The organism is Paenibacillus montanisoli (genome assembly GCF_003268025.1).
GTDB lineage: Bacteria > Bacillota > Bacilli > Paenibacillales > Paenibacillaceae > Paenibacillus_Z > Paenibacillus_Z montanisoli.
Genome location: NZ_QLUW01000002.1, coordinates 858345 through 882736 on the forward strand (window position 1 = coordinate 858345; position 24392 = coordinate 882736).

A 24392-nucleotide genomic window follows, 5' to 3' on the forward strand; every position below is an offset into this window, starting at 1 on the left:
CTTATAGTGGTCCCGAAATGCCTTGCTTCCGGATCATAAAGAAGTGTGCCGCAAGAAGCGCAAGCAGAGCGCCTGGCAGGAAGAAGACGTGAATAGCGAAGAATCGCGTCAGCGTCTCGGCGCCTACGATCTCGCCGCCTTGCATCAATTCTTTGATATATGTACCGATATACGGTACGGATTCAGCAATTTGAATACCAACCTTCGTCGCGAAGTAGGCTTTGTTATCCCATGGAAGCAGGTAGCCTGTGAAGCCGAGGCCCAACATGATGAAGAAAATCAGCATGCCGACAACCCAGTTCATTTCGCGAGGCGCCTTATAAGAGCCCGTGAAGAATACGCGAAGCGTATGGAGGAACATCATGACGATAACGAGCGATGCGCCCCAGTGGTGCATACCGCGAACGATACCGCCGAACGCGACTTTGTGCTGAAGATAGTCAACGCTCTTATAAGCATTGATAATATCCGGCACGAAATACATCGTCAGAAACATACCCGACAAAATTTGAATGACTGTGATGAAAAACGTCAATCCGCCAAAGCAATACACGAATGCGGAGAAGTGATGAGCAGGGTTAACGTGCTCCGGAACCTCGTGGTCCGCCACGTCCCTCCACATCGGCGTAATGTCAAGACGTTCGTCAATCCAGTTGTATACCCCTTTTAACATCTGATCTTACGCCTCCTTTATACCACCCGTGTGTTTGCTTTAACTGGTCCAAGATATACCCAATCGTTCTCGATCTTGAGATCATACTCGTCGAGAGGCTTAGGCGCTACGACCAAGTTCTTGCCGTCCTTGGTGTAGTGTGCGTTATGGCACGGACAAACATATTCATTGTTCTTCTCCGTGTTCCACGCGATTGTGCATCCCAAGTGCTTACAGATCGGGGAAAGAGCGAACGCGTTGCCTTGATCGTCTTTTGAAATCCACGCCGTCAGCTCCGGATCGCTTACGTACCACCCGTCGACCTGGTGAATTTTAAATTTAAATTCCTGCGGTTCATTTGTGATTTTGCTTGCCTCGACAACTTTAATCCAGGTACCGCCGGCCTTCTTTTTCAAGATCGGGTCAACCGCAAAACGTATCATCGGAAGTGACATGCCTGCAGCCATGAATGCGCCTGCGCCTCCGAGCGTATACGACAAAAATTGACGCCGGGACATGCCGCTCTTCATTGCCGAGCGATGCGAGTTATCTTTGTGTTCATGGTTACTCATCTTCTGTTCTACCCCCTTTGCTGAGCCATATCTTGTGTTTCGCCAAAGAGGCAAAACATATGATGAACTAGGACATTACCTATAATAGCCTAGGGAATTTGGAGCGTCAAGAATATGGCGGGCAATTTGCTGTTCAGTTAAAAACGCTTCATTGATTTGTTATCATTTTGTCACAATTGACCTTGTCTGGCATTTGTTTTTCCCCAACCGCACTCACCTTATGCAATTGAATGCCGTACCGCCCGAAGAAATGCTACGCCCTTCCGAGCCACAATTTCCTTACCGATTCGCTAACACTCGACGCAGCCGGCAGCTGTCCGTTCTCGCCGGGGCTAATGATCAAATCCGCACCGCTCTCTTCGGCCATTGCGGCGTCTGGAATGTGTACGGCGGTAACCACTACGACGTGCTTAAATCCGGCTTGTCTAAAGTTGCCGCAAATCCGGTCCAGCTGCTCCCGGAATGCCGGCGTCCACTCGCCGTATTGGCAAGCGGGGTATGTAACGATTCTGCCTTTGAACGGAATTTCGATTAAATCTAGCACATCTCTCAGCCGCTCCAGCTTCGCGGTCGCTTCATAGGGCATTTCCTCCCCCGTCAATCCGGTTACGGGAAGCACCGCCGTATCCAGATAAGGCTGCAGCTCCGCCCATCCCTCAGCGCTCAGTTCGCTGAATTTCATCTTTTCTCACCAATCCTTCATTATAAGCATGCATCAAACCCTGGGCGTATATGCTAACGCCCTTCCACATCATACCTCCACAAAAAAAAGCCCGCAAGCCGCTTCCGGATGAAATCCGTGCGCGCTGCAGACTTGGTTTCGGGCGCTGGCCGTATATGAGGGCCGCACTCAATTATGTGTGTAAAGTTTTCAGCTCGTCAGTCAGGCGACGGAACGTATCCTTGTCGCCGGAGGCAAGCGCCTGATCAATGGCTTGATAAAGCTTATCCCTACGGAATTTGAGAACAACCTCATCAAGAAACATTTCTGCGGCAAGCCCGAGCATCACTTCGTACGATACTTTCATTTTGTCCATAGGATACACCTCCAACACAGCGTTTAAGAGATCCTATTCCTTTCCTTACGCACGCCGCTTTCCATCGTCTTTGCTGATCAAGTATCCCGCAGGCGAATAAGTGAAAGCGTATAGGTGGGGTCATCTGTGTGTTAACCCGTAAATTGAGCGAACCGGCTCTGCTATATCATATTCATCGCAACGAACTCCGCTAAGGACAATGGCCTTCCTGCGTCCATGAATGTGCTCCTGCCTAATGTCTGCTCTACCCGCAAGTTATCGGTTCAAAATGATCGCTTCGTCCTCAATGCTTTGTCCTGCTACGATCGTTCGGCCAAGCGGCGTCATCCGGATGACTTGGCCGTATTCCGCATGCTCGCCGATTCGGAGCAAGCCCAAGTGCATCATCATGCTGATCAATCGCTGCTCCAAAATCGTCGCAGGTTGATCGTAATAGAACGGCTTGATATACGGCGTCAGCGTGTTCAAGACGGTTTCGGCCTTTACCCAGCGGCTGCCGAGCTTATCGATCCAGTGCACGATCGCCCGTATGTTAGGGACCGGGCCTTTGTACAGCCTAAGCCAAAATTGATACAGCTTGTCCGCCGGCTCCGGCATCTTCTGCGCTTGCCGTTCTTTCCCTGCCGGAGTTAATATCAGCGATGTTTCCGTCTCCGCCAGCCAGCCCTTGTAGTAACAGTAGTCGTACAGCAGCGACAACCGGTTAGGGTAATCCTTGATGCGTCTTCCGTACCCGAAGCGCCACTCACCTTTGCCCGGCAGCTGTTCCTTGACGCCGAACAGCTCCAGCAGTTGCAAAATGTTGCGCTTGTACATCGCGCCGTCGGATGTAAGCGCGATTTCGTTCAAATGAATGTAAGTAAGCAGCTGCGATACGTCTTCACCGATCAGCATTTGCTCGTCCCGATAGGCGTGAGGCTCTTCGTCGGCATAGATGACTTGAGAGGCCAGCCTGCGCCCCATCGTTTCTTTGAACCGTTCCTTCAGATCGGCCGGAACTTGAAACAAGTAACGATCCGGACCGGCATAACCGTTAAAGAGCCAGCCGTATTGCTTGAAACGTGAAATCGTATCTCTCGGTCCCGCTTCAGGCTGCGGTTTCTCTTTGGATGCTTTCGTTTTGCCGGCAGGTTTGGACTTTGCTTTGGTTGACCGGCTTTTCTTCGGTTCAGAGGCCGCTGATTCGGATCCTACGCTCGCATTCATGACATTCGGCTGGACTTCCGCTTCCGGATGGCTGAATCGGCTCTGCTGAACGCGTGCAATCAGCTCCTCAAGACTGAAGGCATCCCTGGCATCAAATAAGAGAGAATTGATAAACCGGAGATCCTCCAGCTTCATCGCTCCGATCTGCGCTTCAAATACGTCCCGGCGGTTAACCGTCGACAAGATCGATTGAATCAAATCATTCTTCGAGTTTCCATTGCACTCACATTGATAGGTTGTCGCTATTCGGCTTAGCTGGCCAATATCCGCGTAGCTAAGCATATCCGCCAAATTCATCTATCAAACCTCCGTTCCCGGCCCCGCTAACAGGTTTACTACCATTATTGGAACATTGGCGGATTTTATAACCTCATGCGAGAAAAAAAGCCGCCGACCGTCATCGCGACGGTCGGCGGCTAGCATTCTAGTTCCGGTGGTATTAGCTTTGAAGCTGTTCCAAGTGGAGCGTGCAGTTGTGCAGCAGCGGCGTCCAACCGCGGCCTTCACGCTCCAGGATGGAGAATGATAGATTGTGAATCGGTTTATCGGCAAGGTTCGCGCACATCGCCTGAAGCAGCTGCGCGAGCAAGCTCCCATGCGTGACAACGAGAAGATTTCGGGCCGGAATTGCGGCGGCTGCCTCTTCGACGAACGAGAGGGACCGTTCCCGCACGGAGGCATCGCTTTCTTGGCCGCAATCGCACTTCTTCCAATGCGGTCCCCATCGAGCGAGCCGCTCCGCTTCCGTTGTACCCTCGATCTCGCCGTAAAACCGTTCGCGAAGTCTTTCATCGCCAGGCAGCAACGGTATGCCGAGCGTATCGGCGATGATGCGCGCTGTTTCGACGGCTCGGGACAGGTTGCTGGAAACGACGGCATCCCATTTCATCGGCTCATGGAGCAGGCGGTGCGCCAGCGCATGCGCTTGCCTAATCCCTTCGCTGTTTAGCGGAATGTCCGTTTGCCCTTGAATTTTGCCAAGCCCGTTCCATTCTGTCTTGCCATGCCGTATTAGCCCAATCCGCAACCTCTATTCCTTCTTTCCGGCAAAATTGTATCGAATCTATGTCTATGTATACGTATACGTTAAGTTAATGTCGAGTTCGCGCGAACCAATTCAGGATAAGCAGCGTGATGATAATGCCGAGCAGCGATAACGCCACATAGTATTGCGGTACGGTCGGCACAATATTCAGCACGATCGGATCACTGATGCTAGCAACAGGGACGTCCGCGTAGAAATCCGCGCTGATAACCGAGGCATCGCTGGTCGCGTTGGCGGTTTCCAGCAGCCCTGTCAATTTGGCCACCTCGACCGACGAGGAACTTCCCATGTCTTTCAGCAGATAGAAGAGACCGCATACGAACATCGCCATGCAGCAGGCAATGATTGCCGTCACGTTTCTGCGGAACGACCTCGAGAATTGATAGCTTCGGTTAGGGACCGGCATATACCAGGACTGTTCCGAATAAATTCGGTCCATAACGCCGGTATTCATATGATCGATAGGACCCATTTCATCGGAATGATCGGAGAAGAATTTGATCAGCTGTTCGCTCTCTTCCCATATACGAAATTCCTCCCTGCACGCCTCGCAGATCAGAAGATGTTCGTTGACTGACTTTCGTTCGCTATCATCCTCGGACAAGTCCCAATAGACCCCAAACGACGATTGTACATCGAGGCACTTCATCGCATTTTCATCCCCTCGTATTCCTCCAGCATTGGCGATTCGCCGAAATACGGTTCGAGCTGTACCTTGACGCTGCTGCGCGCGCGGAACAAGAGCGACTTGACGGAGCTGACCGTCTGGCCGAGAATGCTGGCGATCTCCTGATAGTCCAGCTGATCGTATTCTCGCAAGATCAGCGCCGAGCGTTGCTTCTCCGGCAGGCTGTTGATCGCTTCGCGCACCATGGTCATCCGTTCGCTCTGCAGCAAGCGCTGCTCCGGAACGGCATCCGGCGGAGCGATCGGAATAAACCCGACTTCGTCGAAGGATACGCTGCCTGCTTTCTGCTTGCGCAGCTCGCTAAGTACCGTATTTCGTGCAATGGTATACAGCCATGTAGAGAAGGAAGCATCCACTTCCCGGAATGAGTGCAGACTTCGATACGCTTTGTAGAACGTCTCCGAACATAAATCCTCTGCCAGAAGCTCGAGCTTGGCGCTCTTTAACATATGGTAGATGAAGGCAAGGATTTTCCGTTGGTAACGCCGCATCAATTCCGAATATAGCTGTATATTTCCGTCTTTAATTTCGCGTATTAGCTGGGAATCCGTCATCGCGGGCGACCCTCCTTGGCCTTAGGAGTTCTCCCGGTTCGGTACTACATTGTACCTGTGCGAGAGTGAAAAGTTGCGCGATCATAAATAAAAAATCTTAGCATATATGTATCAACACTAAATTCGAGGTATGAAACCAAATTCCTGCTTCTTTCGACATGTTTTACAACCCACTTTTTTACAAGCATTACTGCAATTGTAACATGTAGGCATCCCGTTGTATTTAAAGGTTTTTCAAATTCCATCCTGCCCCGTGCCTGCTCCATTGCTACAGACGATGGAATGCCGCCTAAAGTTACAGATAAGCAAAAAAAAAAAGACCGCCCTATGAGGCGGCCTCGCAAAATATGCGATGGATTGGATAGGAGTGGAGAGAAACCATACTGTACCCTTATTATATGTATACGTTTTCATTCTGTCAATAAGCGTTTTCATTTAGGCTGGACGACTTTAAAAATGAACCGAATAACCGATCTGCCCCAGCTTCTCGACAGCACGGTCCAAGTCCTCTTGCTTGCGGAAACTAAGTCTCAGCACGCCCGGGACGTCTTCTCTGCTCTCGATGATCTGGATGTTGCTCAGGTTGATATTGCTGTTGCCGAGCTCCGTAGCGACATGTCCGATGACGCCTGGATGATCGGGCACGTCGATGTAGCATTCATAGACAGAATGAATCATGCCTTTGCGCCGTTCCGGCAGCTTGCTGCGGAATTGGCCGGATTGCGTGAACGCCCGCTCGATACCCGCGCCGTCTTCGTTCTCCAGCATCTCGATGAAGGCGTTTGTCCCGCCCTGCCATTTGCGCAATAGCTTCAATAGCACTTCGCGGTTATTGACGAGAATGTCGCGCCATACGACCGGGTCGCTGGAGCCGATCCGCGTAATGTCGCGGAAGCCGCCTGCTGCCAGGACGCTGTAAAGCGAGTTGCTATTGTTATAACCGCGGACTAAGTTAACGAGCGCTACCGCAATGATGTGCGGAAGATGGCTGATCGCGCCGACAATTTCGTCATGCTCGTCCGGCCGTACATGCACGATGTGGGCTCTCGTATACGCAAGCAGCTCGGTCAGCCTGTCGATAGCTTCCTTAGGCGTCGATTCATCCGGCGTCAATACATAGAACGCGTTCTCGAATAAATAGAAGGATGCCGCTTCCACGCCCGATCTTTCCGAGCCAGCCATCGGATGACCGCCGATGAACACGGCTTCGCCCAGTTGCACGCGTTTAGCCGATGCTGCTACGGAAGCCTTCGTGCTGCCAACATCCGTGATGATACAGCCCGGCTTCAAGTCGAGCTGGCTGAGATCGTATACATACTGCTCGAGCGACCCGACGGGTACGCATAGAAAAATAAAATCCGCGCCTTCCGCCGCCTCGCGCATAGACGTCGTCGCATGATCGACGACGCCTCTCTCGAGGTACTTGGCTGCGGATGATTCGCGTACGGAATGGCCGACGACCGTGATGCCCGGCTTGCCCTTGAAGCAGAGCGCGAGCGAGCCGCCGATTAGTCCGACGCCGAATATCGCGATTTTTGTCATGAGATTACCCCAATACGGCCGCTTCAGCGAGTACTTCTTCGAGCGCCCGAATGAACGCTTCGTTCTGCTCTCTGCTGCCGACCGTAATCCGAATATGATTCGGGTAGTACGACCAGCGTGCGCGGGAGATAATGCCTTTGCGCAGCAATCCATCGAACACCTGCTGCGAAGGCAGTTTTACATCCACCATGACGAAATTGCCGTGCGCTTCGAAATAGCTTAGTCCGAGGCGGTCGAATTGCTCGCACATGTAAATGATGCCTTCCGCGTTTCGCTCTTTGCAGCTGTTCAAGAATTCAAGGTCCGCAAGCGACGCTTTCGCAGCGGCTTGACCGAAACGGGACGTGTTGAACGGTTCGCGAACCTGATTGATCGTCCGAATGACATCTTCGTGGCCGACGCCATACCCGATGCGAAGAGAAGCGAGTCCGTAAATTTTGGAGAATGTACGGAGCACGATGACATTCTTGAATTCCGGGAGCAGCGTAATGCCATCCGGGTAATCTGCATCCGTGACATACTCGAAGTAAGCCTCGTCGAGAACGACGATGACATTCGAAGGAACTTGACGAATGAATGCTTCCAGCTCTTTTTTGCGAACGATCGTGCCCGTCGGGTTATTCGGGTTGCACACCCAAATGATCTTCGTACGGTCCGTTACTTTAGCCAGCATCGCGGTCAGATCATGCGTGCCGTTGTTCAGCGGCACTTCGATGATCTTAGCGCCTTCGATTTCGCAGTTATGCTTGTACTGCGGGAAGGTTTCGTCCGCCATAATCGTTTCGTCGCCTGGCGTTAAGTAAGCGCGAGCCAGCATGAGAATAACTTCATCGGAACCTGCGCCAAAAATAATTTGTTTCGGCGTCACGCCGAGATATGCGGCTAAGGCGTTCGTCAATTCGACGCTTCCGCCGTCCGGATAAATGCTAATGTTGGCAAGCTCGTTCTGAATCGCCGTCTTCGCTTGCTCGGAGCTGCCGAACGGATTCTCATTGGATGCGAGTTTAATCACTTCTTTCAGGCCAAGCTCTCTCTTCACTTCTTCAATCGGCTTGCCCGGCTGGTACACAGGCAAATGAACGATACTTTGTTTAGGTTGCATGGACAATCACCTCGTAATAGTGGCGTATAGTTTACAATTGCTATTCCAACATTGTCTCACAAGTCGCAGCCATTTAAAAGGCTTTTGCGCGATTTTTCTTTCGCGCTTCTACGCTTTTATGTGTAGAAGCGCATAAAAAATGCAAAAAGCCCTTCGAGCTGCCGGGGCAGCTGAAGGGCTCGTTTTGCAACCGGAACGGTTAGCCTCTGAGCTCCTGCACGAATGCGCGGATTTGATCCAAGCCCTGGCGCTTGGTCTCTGCCGCTTGAAGCAGCTGTACAACCTCTTCGATCTTGCGTACGATCGCGCTTCCGACGATGACGCCGTCCGCTTGCTTGCCGAAGCGTTCGACCTGCTCGCGGCTCGAAATGCCGAAGCCGACCGCGATCGGCGTCGATGTCGCGCCGCGTACCGTGGAGAGAAACTCATCGATCCCTGCATGGAAGTCGGAGCGTACGCCGGTTACGCCGAGCGACGACACGCAGTACACGAACCCGCGGGCTTTGGAAGCGATGCGCTTGACACGGTCGTTGGATGTAGGCGCGACAAGCGGGATCAGGTGAATATCCACTGCTTCCGCCATCGCGCGCAGCTCCACATCCTCTTCAATCGGCAAATCCGGGATAATGAGGCCGCTGATGCCTTTCGCCGTTACAAGCTCGAAGAACCGGTCAAGTCCGTATTGCAAAATCGGATTATAGTAAGAGAACAGAATGAAAGGCAGCTTAACCCCGGCTTGGCGGGCATTTTCCGCCACATGGACAACATCGGCAAGCGTTACCCGGCCGTTGCTCAAGGCGCGCTCGGATGCGCGCTGAATAACGGGACCGTCCGCTAGCGGGTCGGAATACGGTACGCCAAGCTCGACCATGTCCGCGCCTGCCTCTTCCAAAGTTTTAATTATGTCCACCGAAGTATCAAGATCAGGGTCGCCGATCGTCAAGAACGGAATGAGCGCGGTGCGGCCTTCCTCGCGGAGCCGCTGAAACGCTGCATCGATTGCATTAATGGCCATGGTTGCCCTCGCCTCCCAAATACCCCATAATCGCTTGCACGTCTTTGTCGCCGCGTCCCGACAAGCTGACCACGATAATTTGATCGCGGCTGAGCGTCGGAGCGAGCTTCATCACTTGCGCTATGGCATGCGCCGATTCCAGGGCCGGGATGATCCCTTCCGTGCGGGACAGCAGCTGCAGCCCTTCGAGCGCTTCCGCATCCGTAATCGGAACGTAGTCGGCGCGTCCCGAATCCTTCAAGTACGCATGCTCCGGTCCGATGCCCGGATAATCGAGTCCCGCCGAGATCGAATGTGCCGGCTGGACTTGGCCATGCTCGTCCTGCAGCACATAGCTGAGCGAGCCTTGGAATACGCCATGGCGGCCCTTCGTCATCGTCGCTGCGTGCTCCTCCGTATGCACGCCGCGGCCAGCAGCTTCAACGCCGAGCAGCTTCACGCCGTCATCGCCGATGAACGGGTAGAACATGCCGATCGCGTTGCTGCCGCCGCCTACCGCTGCGACCACATAATCCGGCAGCCTGCCGGCATCCTTCAGGATTTGCTCTCTCGATTCATCGCCGATGATGCGCTGGAAGTCGCGGACCATCATCGGATACGGGTGCGGTCCTGTAACGGAACCTAGAATATAGTACGTATCGTCCACGTGGCTCACCCAGTAACGGAGCGTCTCGTTGCAAGCATCCTTCAGCGTTCGCGTTCCCGAAGTAACGGGGACGACCTCCGCGCCGAGCAGCTTCATCCGGAATACGTTCAGCTCCTGGCGCTTCGTGTCCTCCTCGCCCATGAACACTTTGCACTCCATGCCGAGCAGCGCCGCGACCGTAGCCGAAGCGACGCCGTGCTGGCCCGCTCCCGTTTCCGCGATGATCTTCGTCTTGCCCATACGCTTGGCGAGCACGCCTTGGCCGATCGTGTTGTTGATCTTATGTGCGCCGGTATGGTTTAAATCTTCGCGTTTCAAATAGATTTGTGCGCCGCCGAGATGCTCGGACAAACGCTGAGCATGATACAGCGAAGTCGGGCGTCCCGAGTATTTGTTCAATAAATAACGGACTTCCGCAATGAAATCCGGATCCTTCGAGTAATGCTGATAGGCTTCCTCCAGCTCTAGCAGCGCGTTCATGAGCGTCTCAGGCACATAACGTCCGCCGAATTTGCCGAAGCGTCCATTCTGGTCTGGAACTTGATTCATACGCTTCTCACCCTTTCAATAAACAATCGAATTTTGCCGATATCCTTCACGCCGCCGATTTCTACGCCGCTCGACACATCTACGCCGTCCGGCGAATACCGGCCCAGCAGATCCTGCACATTATCCGGGTGCAAGCCGCCTGCGACATACAGCGGAACGCCGATGTCCGCGGCCGCATTCGCGTAATCGTCAATGAGATGCCAGGCGAACGTTTTTCCCGTGCCGCCGCCAGCTGTATCGATGAGAAAACCGTCGACGACGCCTTTATAAGCAGCGAGCCGCTCAGGGCCTTCGGCATGTCCGGGTAAGCCGCCAGCCGGGCCGGATACGGAAAACACTTTCCAAACCCGGACGCCATGGGCTTCTCGTGCATCCGCGCACACTTGCGGCGATTCATCGCCATGCAGCTGTACGACATCCAGAGGTGCAGCCTTCAGCACGGCTTTCAGCTCGTCGCTCGCCGGGTTGACGAAGACGCCAACCGTTTGCGGCCGTGCCGCGCCCTCTTGCGCATCGAGCTTCCGCACTTCCGCGATCAGCGTGCCGGCAAGCTCCGGCGACACCTGCCGCTTGCTTGGCGCGAACACGAAGCCGATCTCATCGAAGGCCAGCCCGTTCATCTGCCGAATCGTCTCGGCATCCCGCAGGCCGCAAATTTTGATTCGGGTTGCCATTACGCTTTCACCGGCCCCATCAAATCGCGCACCGCTTCGCCGACATCCGGCTGGCGCATGAAATGCTCGCCGATCAGGACACCCTTGGCGCCTGCTTGCTTCACGTAGGCTATATCTTCGCGGGAGGCAAGCGCGCTTTCGCTGATGACCGTAACGCCCTCAGGCGCCAAGCCGATCAAACGCTCCGTCGTCCCGATATCGGTGACGAACGTATGCAGGTTCCGGTTGTTGATGCCTACTAGCGTTGCCTTGCCAAGACCGAGCACCGACTCCATCTCTTCTTGATCATGCACTTCGACAAGCACGTCAAGTCCGATCGACTTTGCGATATCATAAAACTCCGACAACTGGGTCGGGCGAAGAATCGCGGCAATGAGCAGGATCGCATCCGCCCCGATGAGGCGGGCCTCATAAATTTGGCGGTAATCCACCGTAAAATCCTTACGCAGCAGCGGTACGTTTACTGCCGCCGATACTGCGGTTAAGTATTCGTTCTTCCCTTGAAAATAATCCTCGTCCGTCAAGACGGATATACAATCCGCGCCGGCTTCTTCATAGATGCGGGCCAACGATACCGGGTCGAAATCCGGCCGGATCAACCCCTTCGATGGCGAAGCCTTCTTCACCTCGGCGATGAGGCCGAGCTCCCGGTTCGGGCTAGTCGCAAGCTTGCGCTCAAAGCCGCGGCATGCCGGCAATTCGGCGATTTGGCGCTCTGCCGCCGCCAATGAGAAGTGTTCCGCAAGATCGTCGGCTTCCTTGCGTTTAGTAGCTATGATTTTATCTAGAAACATGAGTCAACTCTCCTGTCGTTTCGATCAGCTGGCGCAATTTGTTGGCCGCTTTGCCGGAATCGATAATTGCTCTTGCCGTTTCGACGCCATCCTGCAGCGTATCGGCTGCCCCGCCGACGAAGATGCATGCGCCGGCGTTGGCAAGCACGATATCCCGGTATGCGCCGTAGTCTTCGCCATGAAAGATCGACCGGATAATGCGCGCGTTCTCAGCCGCGTCTCCGCCGATGACCTCCGACAGCGAACGAGTCGTCAATCCGAGCTCTTCCGGCGTAATCGTATACGTACGCACGATGCCTCCCTGCAGCTCCGAAACCTGCGTCAGAGACGAGATGCTGATCTCATCCAAGCCGTCATGGCTGCTTACCACCATCGCACGCTTCAAGCCAAGTTCTCCAAGCACAGAGGCGATCGTTTCCGTCTTGTTGCGGTCATAAATCCCGAGCAGCTGGCGATCCGCGCCGGCCGGATTCGTCAACGGACCAAGCATGTTGAAAATGGTCCGGATGCCGATCTCCTTACGCGGGGCTGCCGCATGCTTGAGCGACGGATGATACAGCTGCGCGAACATGAAGCAGATGCCGATTTCATCCAGGCTGCGTGCCGCTTGCTCCGGCGTAAGCGTAATATTCACGCCAAGCGCCTCCAGCGTGTCTGCGCTGCCGGACTTGCCGGACATCGCGCGATTGCCGTGCTTCGCTACGCGAACGCCCGCCGCTGCGGCGATAATGGCCGAAGCCGTCGAAATATTGAATTTATGAATGCCGGAACCGCCTGTGCCGCATGTATCCATCAGGCCGTTGCGCTCGGTATGCACATGGTTGGAGTATGCGCGCATCGCTTCCGCAAAGCCCGTAATTTCATCCTTGGTCTCGCCTTTGATCCGAAGCGCGGTGATGACCGAACCGATTTGGGCGCCGGTAGCTTCGCCGCTCATTATAATTTCCATCACGCCGCGCGCTTCTTCGCGCGTCAAGCTATTCCCGCCGATCAACGTATTCAACGCCCGTGGCATTGTCATGATTTCATTAATAACCGCCATGCCCCTGCTCACCCTTTCGCATCCGCATAGTAATCCATGTTAATCATGCTGTTCCCGCGTTCCGGAGCTGCGAAGATCGCCTCGGCCGCCCGAACGGCTTTAAGCATTGCCATCGCCTTGTTCACGGTTTCCATGTACTCGTTTTCCGGGATGGAATCCCATACGACGCCCGCTCCAGCCTGGACATAGGCTTTGCCGTTCTTGAAGATCAGCGTGCGGATGGTGATGCACGTATTCAGGCTTCCGCCGAAGCCCAAGTAGCCGATTGCGCCGGCGTAGGCCCCGCGCGCTTCGTTCTCAAGCTCCGCGATAATTTCCATCGCGCGCAGCTTCGGCGCGCCGGATACGGTACCTGCTGGCATGCAAGAGACGAATGCATCGAAAAAGTCTTTATCTTCGCGCAATTTGCCCGATACGTTGGACACAATATGCATCACGTGGGAGTAACGCTCGATTTCCATATACGCATCGCAGCGAACGGTGCCGAATTCGGACACGCGCCCGATGTCATTGCGGCCAAGGTCGACTAGCATCAAATGCTCGGCGCGTTCTTTCTCGTCGGCCAGAAGCTCCTTCTCGAGCGCCAAGTCCTGCTCCGGCGTCTTGCCGCGAGGACGGGTTCCGGCGATCGGCCTTGTTTCGACGCGTTCGCCGTCGACCTTCACCAGCGCTTCAGGAGAAGTACCAACGATAACTTCGTCATCCATTTTCAAATAATACATATACGGCGAAGGATTCATCGTACGCAGTACGCGGTATACATGAAGCGGATCGACGTCCGTCTCGATATTGAAGCGCTGTGACAGCACCACTTGGAAAATATCGCCTGAGCGGATGTATTCCTTCGCTTTCTCCACGTTCCCGATAAACTGCTCCTTCGTCAAGTTGGAGGAGACTTCGCCGAGATCCGGATCTGCCGGAATGCTTCCGGCCGCCATCAAAGTGGATGGCAGCGGCTGCTGAAGTCGCTCGATCGTCGCTTCGATCTTCGCAACCGTACGCTCATATGCCGCTTGAATTTGGCTGTCCGTCGCCGCCTTCGGAATATGCACATTGCCGATGACTTGAACTTGCTGCTTGAAGTGGTCGAATACGATGACTTGATCGCAGAACATGAATTGGAGGTCGTTCATGTTCAGATCGTCGATCCGGTGAGCCGGGAGCTTCTCATAATATTGAAGCAGGTCGTAGCCGAAAAATCCGATCGCGCCTCCTGTAAACGGCGGCAGCTCCGGAATCGCCGGACTGCGGAAAGAGCGCAGATGCGCCTTCAGCAGCTCGATCGGCTTCTCGCGCAGCACCTCTTCCCTGCCGTTCTTCTCGATGACCATCTCACCGTTCTTGCCGCGGATCAGCATGAAAGGATCGGTGCCGATGAACGAGTAGCGCGCCCATTTCACGCCGCCCTCCACGCTCTCAAGCAAGAATGCGCGGCGCTCTTGATAGAAATGCTGGAATATACGTATAGGCGTTTCGGTATCCGCCATCACATGTCTAACGATTGGAATAAGATTATAAGTGTCCGCTAGCCGAATCACGTTGTGCAGCTCTTGATTCTTCATCACTGATCTCTCCTCGTCCGATAAAAATAAAAAACTCCTGCCGCAGCAGGAGTGATCAGTCAGAAGATGGAAAATGAGCGTTAATCCGAGGAATGCAAGATTGACCAAGTTGTTTATGGCAAAGCAAGCACCTATTGCGATCCCGTAAGATCCAAAGGTACGGCAAATAAACAACTAATCGTCTACTCTTCTCTCGTCTCAACTTGCAACTAAACTCAGCTCAGCTCTACTCATCTCTTCTAACTACACTAACTACTCGGCTCTGCTATGCTCATCCTTCAAGATATGAAATCACTATACACCAGCGTAAACGAATCCGTCAATCCTTAAATTATGAGCTTATAAAATAATGATGGCTATGCTTTCGACAAGTCCGGACGCAGCGCTTTTGCGCCGCCTAAATAAACATGCTCGATTTCCTTCTGCGACTTGTCCGTGTTTACGGATACCAAGAGACGGATGCACATAGCCAAACTGCCCTTCACGGGCACCTCAACCGCGCACATAAGTGGAACTAACTCCCAGCCTGGCATCACGCGAATGGCCCTTGCCGGGAACGTAGCGTCCAAATCGCCGGTTACGGTAATAAACACGCTGGCAATGTCTTCCGGCTCGATGCCGTTCGACGCAACAATCGTATGAAGCAACTCCCTCGTAGCGCTCAAAATCGGCTGTTCTTCATTGACATCCACCGTAATGGCACCGCGTATGCCTCTTACACTCATCCTATGACGGCCTCCTGTTTCAATTGTTCCACGATCTCCCGAATGAGAGAAGAGGAAACCGATTTATTGATTTCCACGGCGCCGATCGCCGTCGGAACGATAAATACCATCGTGCCTTCCTGGAACTTCTTGTCGTGCATCATCGCGCGCATGATGTCATCCGTATTCAAATGCTCCGGCAGTCGAACCGGCAAGCCGACACGGGACAGCACGCGCTTCGTCACTTGATAGACCTCTTCCGGTGCGCCCAGTCGAACCGCAAGTTTGGCGGCCCCTACCATGCCGATCGAAATCGCTTCGCCATGCAGCAGCTCGCCATAACCGGCAACCGCTTCAAGCGCATGTCCGATCGTATGGCCAAGGTTCAGGATAGCGCGCAGATCGTTCTCGCGCTCATCCTTCGAAACGACGGCAGCCTTCACGCTGCAGCCTTTATAGAGCGCGTATCCGAGCGTATCGGGTTCAAGCGCAGTAAGCTTCTCGGCATTGTCGTCGCACCACTGGACGAAGTCCGCATCCCAGATGAGTCCGTGCTTCACGACCTCGGACAGTCCGGCCTTTACTTCCCGCTCGGGCAGCGTTTGCAGCGTTTTCAAATCGTAAAGCACAAGCTCGGGCTGGTGGAAAGCGCCGATAATGTTCTTGGCAAGCGGGTGGTTGACCGCGACCTTGCCACCGACGCTGCTGTCGTGGGCAAGTATCGTCGTCGGCACCTGCACGAATTTCACGCCGCGCATAAAAGAGGCCGCAACGAAGCCGGCAAGATCGCCGACAACGCCGCCTCCAAGCGCAACGATAGCGGACTTTCGGTCAAGCCCATGCTCAAGCGCAATCCCGATCAGCCGTTCCAGCTCAGCCAGCGATTTGGAGTTTTCCCCTGCCGGCACGATCGCCGTTACGACCGTAAATCCTTCTTCGGTCAGCACCGATGCCAGGCGGTCCAAATGCCGCCGTGCGACATTGGCATCCGTTACAATCATAAGCGGCGATTTTTTGCTGATGCCGCGCTGCGCGAATAGCTTGCCTGCTTCATCCAGCAGGCCTTCTCCGATATAGATCGGATAAGTGCGTTCGCCAAGCTCGACCGTCAGCTCACGATGCCCGCTCATTAGTAGCTCCTCAGCTGATCCAAGTAATTGTTATAGTTCGCTTTAATCTCTTCCATGGAATCGCCGCCGAATTTCTCGAGGAACGCTTTAGCCACTTCCCATGCAACGACGTGCTCCATCACGACGCTCGCAGCAGGTACTGCGCAGCTGTCGGAACGTTCGACTTGCGCGGTGAACGGCTCCTTCGTATCGATATCCACGCTTTGCAGCGGCTTGTACAGCGTTGGAATAGGCTTCATCACGCCGCGGACGACGATTTGCTCGCCATTGGTCATGCCGCCTTCGAAACCGCCAAGGCGGTTCGTCGCTCTATAGTAGCCGCGCTCTTCCGAGTACATGATCTCGTCGTGAACCTGAGAGCCGCGGATTGTGCCTGCTTCGAAACCGATGCCGATTTCACAGCCCTTGAAGGCATTGATCGACATGACGGATTGCGCGATGCGCCCGTCAAGCTTGCGGTCGTACTGTACGTGGCTGCCGAGACCGATTGGCACGCCTTCCACGATACATTCCACGATCCCGCCGATGGAGTCGCCTTCCGCTTTGATTTGATCGATGTATGCGCACATCTTCTCTTCCGTTTCTTTATCGACGACGCGAACCGGCGATTCTTCCGTCAAGCGGATCAGTTCATCGAGCGAAAAGTTATGCTTCGGCGCTTCGATTTCGCCGATGCGGATGACTTGTCCGCCTACCTTGATGCCGAATGCGGCAAGGAACTGGCGGGCTACCGCGCCAACCGCTACGCGTGCCGCGGTTTCTCGGGCGCTGGAGCGCTCAAGCACGTTGCGCAAATCCTTCAGGTTGTATTTCAGGCCGCCGTTCAAATCCGCATGCCCTGGGCGCGGACGGTGAACGCGGCGCTTCTCTTCGTCACTGCCTTCGATCGGCTCGATGTTCATGACTGTCGTCCAGTGCTTCCAGTCGTTATTCTCGACCACGAGCGCAACGGGTGCGCCGGTCGTTTTGCCATGGCGAACTCCTCCGACTATGTTCGCCGTATCTTTCTCGATCTGCATTCTGCGGCCGCGGCCATGACCCTTCTGCCTGCGGTGCAATTGGAAATTCAATTCCTGGAAATCAAGCTGCAAATTGCTTGGCAGCCCTTCAATAATTGCCGTCAACTGTGGACCATGCGTTTCTCCTGCTGTCAAATAACGTAAACTCACAGTAAAGCCCTCCCTCATCCCTTAACACCGCAAACGATAGAACCGTTTATGTATGCCAAAATATCTTTTGCTCATTATAGTACAGCGTTGCCGGTTTGACAAGAAAATGAACGCCTCGGCTCAAGCTGGTAACCAAAGCAAAAAAACTGCCCGAACCTCTCTACAATAGAGGCCCTAAGGCAGTTTCCATGCTTGCGTTCAGTATCCGTTGACGGATTGCTGCCCTCGAAGCCGCTGCGGCTCCGAGTTCAAATGCGGATCATTCATGAGACCGTTCATTTGCCTCGTGTCGATGCCGAGAATTTGGGCGCATTCCTGGACCGTGATAAATCCACGCTTATATGCCGCGATTACTTTCCGTTTGTCCATGCTGCACCTCCTATGCCAACCAAAAAATAGCAATAGCAATAGTATTGGAGAAGATGGACAACGATATACCCGCTAGGCGCGCTTGCGGTAAAAGAATGTTTCGACCGAGTCGAGATCATACTGGCCAGGCGAAAAAATTTGTTCCGTGCTGCCTACGAACAGCAGGCCGCCCGGCCTTAGCGCTTTTGAAAATTTATGGTACAGCGTATGCTTCGCTTCTTCCGTGAAGTAAATCATGACATTGCGGCAGACGATGACGTCGAAGCCGCTTTCGAATCGATCGTGAAGCAAATTGTGCTGCCTAAAGGCAATGTTGCGTTTAAGCTGACTTGCCACGGCAAAATAATCGCCGTCTTGCTTCGTGAAATATTTATTCTTATAAGTGCGGGGCACGTCGCGGACCGAACGGTCCTGATAGACGCCTTGCATGGCCTTCTGCAGTACGATGCTGTCCAAATCGGTGGCCAAGATCGACGTTCGTTCCAGGGCCCCTAGTTCCGAGATGATCATCGACAGCGTATACGGCTCCTCGCCAGTAGAGCAAGCCGCGCTCCATATTTTGACGCGTGCGTTTGTCTTGACGAGCTCCGGCAGAAACTTCTTCTCCATCGCTTCCCATCGGCTCGGATTGCGCCAGAACTCGGACACGTTAATCGTCATCCGGTCAAGAAACTCGTTCATGAGCGTCTTGTCCTTCTCCAGCGCGATCCAATAAGCCGCGAAATTACCGTACCCGTATTTCTCCCTAAGCGTGGTTAAGCGCCGCTTCATCTGAGCTTCTTTGTACTGGGAAAGATCGATTGCCGTTCTATCCTTGACCTTCTGAATGAATAGCGAAAAATCCCTGTCCTCCGTCATGGTTTCCCCCGATGTCGCTGTCAAGTAGCCCTGAGGCAGTCAGGCGAACGTTAAATCCACTGCTGAATCGTTTGATTATAGTCCACCAGTTCGTGCGGAGCGAAGAAAATGCCGATCTCTCTAGCCGCGCTCTCCGGCGAATCCGATCCATGAATAAGGTTGAAATTCGTATGCACCGCGAAATCGGAGCGAATCGTCCCCGGCGCCGCTTCCAGCGCATTGGTCTTGCCGATCATCGCGCGCGTCAGGCCGATGACGTTATCCCCCTGCCAAACCATCGCAAATACCGGACCGGACGTCACAAAGGCTACAAGCGGCGGATAAAAGGGCTTTCCGACGTGCTCCGCGTAGTGACGCTCCGCCAACTCCGGCGTGATCATCATGAATTTCGCTGCAACTAGCTTCAGTCCCTTGCGCTCAAAGCGCGATACGATTTCGCCGATCAAGCCGCGCTGCACGCCATCCGGCTTTACCATTAGAAATGTTCTTTCCATCGTATTCCCTCCTAGACGCTGTTAGTAGTTTCGTTTCCCAACGAAATGCGCAATATCGGTCAAGTTTTTCCTGGCCGGAATGTTGGGCAAGCCGCTGAGCGCTTCGATTGCTTTGTTGATATATCTGGTCGCCAGGGCATCCGCGGTATGAATGCCTGCGCTCTTACGTATGATGTTCAACGCCTTCTTCGTATCCCCTGCACCGTTCGTCTCGCGAATGTGAATGATTTCGGCGAGCAGCGCATCCTTGATGGCCGGCTCCTGCAGGGCGAGCAGCACAGGCAGCGTCATATTGCCTTGCTTGATATCGGAGCCCGGCGGCTTGCCGATTTGCTTCTCCGTGCCGAGCAGGTCCAGCAGGTCGTCGCGGATTTGGAATGCCATCCCGACATTGTAGCCGAACCGGTACAGTCGGTTTGCCGTTTGCCGGTCCGCTCTCGCGGCGAGCGCGCCAAGCTGGCAGCTGATCGCGATCAATAGCGCGGTCTTGCGCCTGATGCGCAGCAGATAATTGCGCACGGTCTGTTCCGTATTGAAGAAATCGCGGATTTGCTCCATCTCGCCGATGCACATTTGCACCATGGCTTTGGACAGAATTTGATGAATTTGCGGGTTTTCCAGCTCGGTTACGATCGTAAGCGCTTTGCCGTATATGTAATCGCCGGTATACATGGCAATCCGGTTATCCCACTTGGATTTGACCGTCAGCTGCCCGCGGCGCGTTTCAGCGTTATCGATGACGTCGTCATGAACGAGTGAAGCCATATGTATGAGTTCGAGCGGCACTGCGACTTTCTCCAGCACATCAAGCGAATACGTGCCGAACTTTCCTGCAAGCAGCACAAAAACAGGACGGATCCGCTTCCCGCCTGCTTTGAGGAGATGCGTCGATGCATCGGTGAGCAGCGCGTGTTCGGAGGTTACGCTGCGCGCCAGCTGGCCTTCAATCGCATCTAAATCGCTTTTCATTTTGGCATAAATATCGAGTAGTTTCATTTGTTCACCTTAAGGGCGGCATGGTCTGTGAAAAATTGCATTTGAACCTCGTGCGGCAATAAGCCCAATTGATGCGCGTAGTCGAAATACAACGTCAAACCCGCCTGCTCGTCCGTTCCGAAATTATAGTGAAGCTCCTTGAAATACCGGCTCCAATAAGCGGCGTCCCCGCCAAGCAGGGCGCAAGCTTTATCGACAAGCGGCTGCAGGTTGCTGAGACTTCTTTCCTTGCTCTCCGTCAAGGCATGGAGGACGGTCGAAACCGCCTCAGGGTCGGCTGCGGCAATTTCCTTGCGGACCGCCACCAACGCGAACGTCATGCCGTAACCCGTCCAATTGCGCCATAACTCGCCTAAATCGATGACCGTGAGTCCGCGTTCCTTGTTGGCCCAGGAAGCATGGATCGCCGTATCTCCGATAAGGAGCGCGGCATCCGCTTCCGCCAGCATCTCATCCAGATTCGGCTCCATCGTGACATAAGACGGCTCCGAATTATAGTAGAGCTTCATTAATATTTTGAGCAAATTAACCGAGGTTGCGGACGTTGCCGTCATCGCAATGCGGCCTTTAAGCACCTCTTCGAGCGGCTTCTTCAAAAAAAGCAGGATCGAATTGACGCGCCCCTTTGCGCTTACCGACAAGTTCGGCAGCAGCAAGTAATCGCTCGCATTTTCCGCGTAAGCATACGAGGACATCGACGTGATATCGACCTCGCCTTGGCGGAGCGCTTTATTGAGCGCGGCAGGCACCCGCTTCTCGATTCGGAATCGTTCCTGCGGAAGCTGCTGCTCGGCATAATGAAAAATCGGCCAAACGTTCGCATAATCAATGCGACCGACTGTAATCGGGCGATTTAACCCCATGCTGTTCATCTCCCCATCTTCTGTACAGATCATGATCCAGCGGAAGCTGATCAAGCACTTTCCCGACTAGAAAATTAACCATATCGTCTATCGTTTGCGGCCCGTAATAGAATGCCGGCATCGCCGGGATCAGCTTCACGCCAAGCTTGGCCAATGTCAGCATGTTCTCCAAATGGATCGCGTGAAGCGGCGTTTCCCGCGGCACGATGATGAGCTTGCGGCCTTCCTTCAGCATAACATCCGCGGCACGCGTCATCAAATCGTCCGAGATGCCGTGCGCAATCGACGCAAGCGTACCCATCGAGCAAGGCATGATGATCATGCCTTCCACCCGGTAGGAGCCGCTGGCGATCGAGGCGCCGATGTCCGCATTCGGATGCAGCGTCAGCCTGCCGGCATCCATCGCCTCCGAAAACACGGCAGCAAGCGCGAGCGGGCGTCTCGTCGTGTCCCAGCCAAGCTCTTCTTTCAACACGCGCCAGCCTGCCTCCGTCACGACAAGATGAACATCCATGCCGCCGCCTAAGAGACATTCGATCAGCCGAATGCCGTAGATGGCGCCGCTGGCACCGGTAATACCGACAACCATGCGCTTACGCACTGCTTCTTGTACGTTTCCTACCATTGGCGAAGCACCACCAAATCCAGCAGCGTTGCGGCGAATAAAACAACGCTAAGCGAGCCGTTCATCGTAAAGAATGCGGTTTGCACGCGGCTCATATCATGCGGCTTGACAAGGATGTGCTCATAGCAGAGCATGCCGACCGAGATGACCGCTCCGAGCAAATACAGCCAGCTGAGCGGCGTTAACCAATATAATGAGATGAATCCGATTGCGGTCAGCACATGAAATCCTCTGGATAGCTGCAGCGCTCCTTCTAATCCGAACCGCGAAGGGATCGAATAGACGCCTTCCTTGCGGTCGAATTCGAAATCCTGGCACGCATAAATGATATCGAAGCCGGCAAGCCAGCATGCAACGGCGGCATAGAGCACCCAAGCGGACAGTCCGAATTCGCCGGTAATCGCGACCCAGCCGCCGAGCGGGGCAAGACCGATCGTTAGCCCCAGTACGACGTGGCAGAGCCATGTAAACCGTTTTGTGTACGAGTAAAGCACGAGCATGAAGACGGCGATCGGCATCAGCTTCATGCAGATCGGATCCAATTGAGACGCCGCTACGAACAGCAGGACAAAGGATACCGCGATAAACAAGACGACCTCGCCTGCCCGCAGCAAGCCTGCAGGGATCGCCCGTTTCGCCGTCCGCGGGTTTTTGGCGTCGATGACGCGGTCGATCAGCCGGTTCAAGCCCATCGCCGCGCTTCGGGCGCCGACCATGGCGAGAATAATCCAGCCGATCTCGCTCCACTCCGGCAGCCGCTTCTCCATGATGACTGCTCCTAGCAGTGCGCCCATGAAAGCAAACGGCAGCGCGAAAATGGTGTGTTCGAACTTAATCATTTCCAAAATAATGCCGACTTTGCGAATCATGCTTGGCCCGTTCCCTTCGTCCCCATGTGTAAGGCCGCGACGCCGCCTGCCAGCGGATAGACGCGAACTTGCTGAAGGCCGATTTCACGGTATTTATCCGCCAGCTGCTTCGAGTCCGGGAATGCTTTAAGCGACTCCGGGAGCCACTTGTACTGCTCGTAACGCTTGGCTACGAGCTTGCCGATCGCAGGCATGACGCGCTCAAAATAGAAATAATAAATCGCTTTGAACGGCTGCCACGTAGGCTTGGACATTTCCAGGCAAACGACTTGCCCGCCCGGCTTCACGACCCGCATCATCTCGCGCAGCACCTGTTCCAAATCCGGCACATTGCGCAGGCCGAATCCGATCGTCGCAAAGTCAAACCGGTTATCCTCGAACGGAAGCGACATCGCATTGCCTTGTACGAGCGAAATTTGACGGTCCAGACCCTCCGCCTGCACTTTCTTCTTCCCGACGTCTAACATGCCTTGGCTAAAATCAAGACCGACAACCTCGCCCGTTCCGCTAGCTTTGGCCAGCGCGATTGTCCAGTCACAGGTGCCGCAGCACAGGTCAATAGCGGTCTGCCCCTGCTTGACATCCATCTTGCGCATCGTAAACTTTCGCCATGCCTTGTGACGGCGAAAGCTGATCAAATCGTTCATTAAATCGTACTTCGGTGCGATGCTCTCGAAGACCGCATGTACATGCTGTTCTTTTGACTTGGATTGCAATGTAGTCACCTTACCTTCTCTCGCCATGAGCCGATGCCGCCGGCACAAACGGTCTCGTGAAAGTCTCTAGAATACCGGACAATTCGCGGACGAGCTTGTCCGAATCCAGCCGCGCTACGGCCGCTTGAACAAGCGAAGCCGATTGCTTCAGCAGATCGGCCAGCTGCAGCCGAATATCGTATTTTGCAATGAGCGCCTGGGCAAACGACGGCTCGGTTTTCTGATCGGATAATTTGCGTTTCTCATCTTCGGTGCCGCTGCTTAATACGTGCCAGTAACCCCAGCTTCCGTCGAACCGGTCCGGCTGCTCGGCGCGGTGCAGCTCGTCCAGCACGACTTCGCACCGGCCGAAGCCTTGAAGCAGGTCGGTCCAGACGCGGACCATTTTCTCATCGAGGCTGTCCGTAAAGGCATGGAACAGTTCCGTCTTTAACTGCACGCACTGGCTGATATACTCCTCGGCCGTCAGCTTCAGCTGCTTCATGCGGAGATACAAGTTTACCTTGAGCCGATTGACCTCGCAGACACCGCCGCTGATCCGGCGAATCATATCGACCTGACCGGCTTGCGAAAGCAGCTGGTAGAAGCGGCTGCTGTAATAGTCGCCCGCCAGCACCTTCAGTTGGCGCGAACGCATCTCGCGCTCCTGCACGCGCGAAGTTTCGGAATCGATGAGGTCATGCGTATCCATGCCCAGCTGCACGAGCGAGACAACCAGCGCATAGAGCTCGCTGTGCAGAAGCGGCGTGCGTTGATTAGCTAAAAAAGCGAAGAGCAGCCTGACTCTCGAATCGGGAAAGTCCGGCAGCTCGGTATGTGCCCCAATCATATCGTATTCAATGTACTTCTTTGCGAGTTCGGGAATTCTATATGGTTTCATGTGGCCTGGCCTCCGGACAGTACAGCGAACGAGTTGCTG

General features: G+C 54.3%; 28 protein-coding genes. All 28 read right to left on the reverse strand.

Annotation, left to right across the window (positions count from 1 at the left end; translation table 11 throughout):
• Position 1: 1 nt before the first annotated feature.
• The gene (gene qcrB / locus DL346_RS13310; protein ID WP_090976689.1) at positions 2–673 is read right to left on the reverse strand and encodes a menaquinol-cytochrome c reductase cytochrome b subunit; all 672 of its coding nucleotides are present in this window, start codon (positions 671–673) and stop codon (positions 2–4) included.
• 17 nt (positions 674–690) lie between these two features.
• Entirely contained in the window at positions 691–1224 is a 534-nt protein-coding gene (locus DL346_RS13315; protein ID WP_112882587.1) for a QcrA and Rieske domain-containing protein, read from the reverse strand.
• Between the two features lie 253 nt (positions 1225–1477).
• Positions 1478–1906, reverse strand: a complete 429-nt coding sequence (locus DL346_RS13320; RefSeq protein WP_112882588.1) for a DUF2487 family protein — start codon at positions 1904–1906, stop codon at positions 1478–1480.
• Between the two features lie 172 nt (positions 1907–2078).
• Entirely contained in the window at positions 2079–2261 is a 183-nt protein-coding gene (locus tag DL346_RS13325) for an IDEAL domain-containing protein (protein WP_112882589.1), read from the reverse strand.
• 255 nt (positions 2262–2516) lie between these two features.
• Positions 2517–3764 (reverse strand): hypothetical protein, encoded by a 1248-nt coding sequence (locus DL346_RS13330; RefSeq protein ID WP_112882590.1) that lies wholly within the window; start codon positions 3762–3764, stop codon positions 2517–2519.
• Positions 3765–3906: 142 nt separating this feature from the next.
• Positions 3907–4494 carry a histidine phosphatase family protein gene (locus DL346_RS13335; protein ID WP_112882591.1) on the reverse strand — a complete coding sequence of 196 codons (588 nt, stop codon included), beginning with the start codon at positions 4492–4494 and terminating at the stop codon, positions 3907–3909.
• A 64-nt stretch (positions 4495–4558) separates the two neighbouring features.
• Positions 4559–5161 carry an anti-sigma factor family protein gene (locus DL346_RS13340; RefSeq protein WP_112882592.1) on the reverse strand — a complete coding sequence of 201 codons (603 nt, stop codon included), beginning with the start codon at positions 5159–5161 and terminating at the stop codon, positions 4559–4561.
• Positions 5158–5754: an RNA polymerase sigma factor gene (locus DL346_RS13345; RefSeq protein WP_112882593.1), complete on the reverse strand. Its 597-nt coding sequence runs from the start codon at positions 5752–5754 to the stop codon at positions 5158–5160. The genes DL346_RS13340 and DL346_RS13345 overlap by 4 nt, the downstream gene beginning before the upstream one ends.
• 450 nt (positions 5755–6204) lie before the next feature.
• Positions 6205–7296 (reverse strand): prephenate dehydrogenase, encoded by a 1092-nt coding sequence (locus DL346_RS13350; protein WP_112882594.1) that lies wholly within the window; start codon positions 7294–7296, stop codon positions 6205–6207.
• Positions 7297–7300: 4 nt separating this feature from the next.
• Entirely contained in the window at positions 7301–8398 is a 1098-nt protein-coding gene (gene hisC, locus DL346_RS13355) for a histidinol-phosphate transaminase (RefSeq protein WP_112882595.1), read from the reverse strand.
• Between the two features lie 199 nt (positions 8399–8597).
• Complete coding sequence (gene trpA, locus DL346_RS13360) at positions 8598–9407, reverse strand: tryptophan synthase subunit alpha (RefSeq protein WP_112883109.1); 810 nt, start codon at positions 9405–9407, stop codon at positions 8598–8600.
• Entirely contained in the window at positions 9403–10608 is a 1206-nt protein-coding gene (gene trpB, locus DL346_RS13365) for a tryptophan synthase subunit beta (RefSeq protein WP_112882596.1), read from the reverse strand. The genes trpA and trpB overlap by 5 nt, the downstream gene beginning before the upstream one ends.
• Complete coding sequence (locus DL346_RS13370; protein WP_112882597.1) at positions 10605–11282, reverse strand: phosphoribosylanthranilate isomerase; 678 nt, start codon at positions 11280–11282, stop codon at positions 10605–10607. Before DL346_RS13370 ends, trpB begins: the two co-directional genes overlap by 4 nt.
• The gene (gene trpC / locus DL346_RS13375; protein WP_112882598.1) at positions 11282–12076 is read right to left on the reverse strand and encodes an indole-3-glycerol phosphate synthase TrpC; all 795 of its coding nucleotides are present in this window, start codon (positions 12074–12076) and stop codon (positions 11282–11284) included. The genes DL346_RS13370 and trpC overlap by 1 nt, the downstream gene beginning before the upstream one ends.
• On the reverse strand, positions 12063–13118 hold the full coding sequence (gene trpD / locus DL346_RS13380; RefSeq protein ID WP_112882599.1) for an anthranilate phosphoribosyltransferase: 1056 nt from the start codon (positions 13116–13118) through the stop codon (positions 12063–12065). Before trpD ends, trpC begins: the two co-directional genes overlap by 14 nt.
• Positions 13119–13126: 8 nt before the next feature.
• On the reverse strand, positions 13127–14680 hold the full coding sequence (gene trpE / locus DL346_RS13385) for an anthranilate synthase component I (RefSeq protein WP_112882600.1): 1554 nt from the start codon (positions 14678–14680) through the stop codon (positions 13127–13129).
• Between the two features lie 356 nt (positions 14681–15036).
• The gene (aroH, locus tag DL346_RS13390; protein WP_112882601.1) at positions 15037–15405 is read right to left on the reverse strand and encodes a chorismate mutase; all 369 of its coding nucleotides are present in this window, start codon (positions 15403–15405) and stop codon (positions 15037–15039) included.
• Positions 15402–16514, reverse strand: coding sequence for a 3-dehydroquinate synthase (aroB, locus tag DL346_RS13395; protein WP_112882602.1), 1113 nt, complete (start codon positions 16512–16514; stop codon positions 15402–15404). Before aroB ends, aroH begins: the two co-directional genes overlap by 4 nt.
• Positions 16514–17683, reverse strand: coding sequence for a chorismate synthase (gene aroC / locus DL346_RS13400; protein ID WP_112882603.1), 1170 nt, complete (start codon positions 17681–17683; stop codon positions 16514–16516). Before aroC ends, aroB begins: the two co-directional genes overlap by 1 nt.
• A gap of 198 nt (positions 17684–17881) precedes the next feature.
• The gene (locus DL346_RS29060; RefSeq protein WP_165822500.1) at positions 17882–18052 is read right to left on the reverse strand and encodes a hypothetical protein; all 171 of its coding nucleotides are present in this window, start codon (positions 18050–18052) and stop codon (positions 17882–17884) included.
• 72 nt (positions 18053–18124) lie between these two features.
• Positions 18125–18910 (reverse strand): CheR family methyltransferase, encoded by a 786-nt coding sequence (locus DL346_RS13405; RefSeq protein WP_112882604.1) that lies wholly within the window; start codon positions 18908–18910, stop codon positions 18125–18127.
• A gap of 50 nt (positions 18911–18960) precedes the next feature.
• On the reverse strand, positions 18961–19404 hold the full coding sequence (gene ndk, locus DL346_RS13410) for a nucleoside-diphosphate kinase (protein WP_112882605.1): 444 nt from the start codon (positions 19402–19404) through the stop codon (positions 18961–18963).
• 21 nt (positions 19405–19425) lie between these two features.
• Positions 19426–20400, reverse strand: coding sequence for a heptaprenyl diphosphate synthase component II (gene hepT, locus DL346_RS13415; protein WP_112882606.1), 975 nt, complete (start codon positions 20398–20400; stop codon positions 19426–19428).
• Positions 20397–21263, reverse strand: coding sequence for a menaquinone biosynthesis protein (locus DL346_RS13420; RefSeq protein ID WP_112882607.1), 867 nt, complete (start codon positions 21261–21263; stop codon positions 20397–20399). The genes hepT and DL346_RS13420 overlap by 4 nt, the downstream gene beginning before the upstream one ends.
• Complete coding sequence (locus tag DL346_RS13425) at positions 21226–21888, reverse strand: UbiX family flavin prenyltransferase (RefSeq protein ID WP_112882608.1); 663 nt, start codon at positions 21886–21888, stop codon at positions 21226–21228. The genes DL346_RS13420 and DL346_RS13425 overlap by 38 nt, the downstream gene beginning before the upstream one ends.
• A complete protein-coding gene (locus DL346_RS13430) occupies positions 21882–22757 on the reverse strand; it encodes a UbiA-like polyprenyltransferase (protein WP_112882609.1) in 876 nt (291 codons plus the stop codon). The genes DL346_RS13425 and DL346_RS13430 overlap by 7 nt, the downstream gene beginning before the upstream one ends.
• Positions 22754–23500 (reverse strand): demethylmenaquinone methyltransferase, encoded by a 747-nt coding sequence (locus DL346_RS13435; protein ID WP_165822501.1) that lies wholly within the window; start codon positions 23498–23500, stop codon positions 22754–22756. Before DL346_RS13435 ends, DL346_RS13430 begins: the two co-directional genes overlap by 4 nt.
• Complete coding sequence (locus tag DL346_RS13440) at positions 23484–24353, reverse strand: heptaprenyl diphosphate synthase component 1 (protein ID WP_112882611.1); 870 nt, start codon at positions 24351–24353, stop codon at positions 23484–23486. Before DL346_RS13440 ends, DL346_RS13435 begins: the two co-directional genes overlap by 17 nt.
• Between the last annotated feature and the right edge of the window lie 39 nt (positions 24354–24392).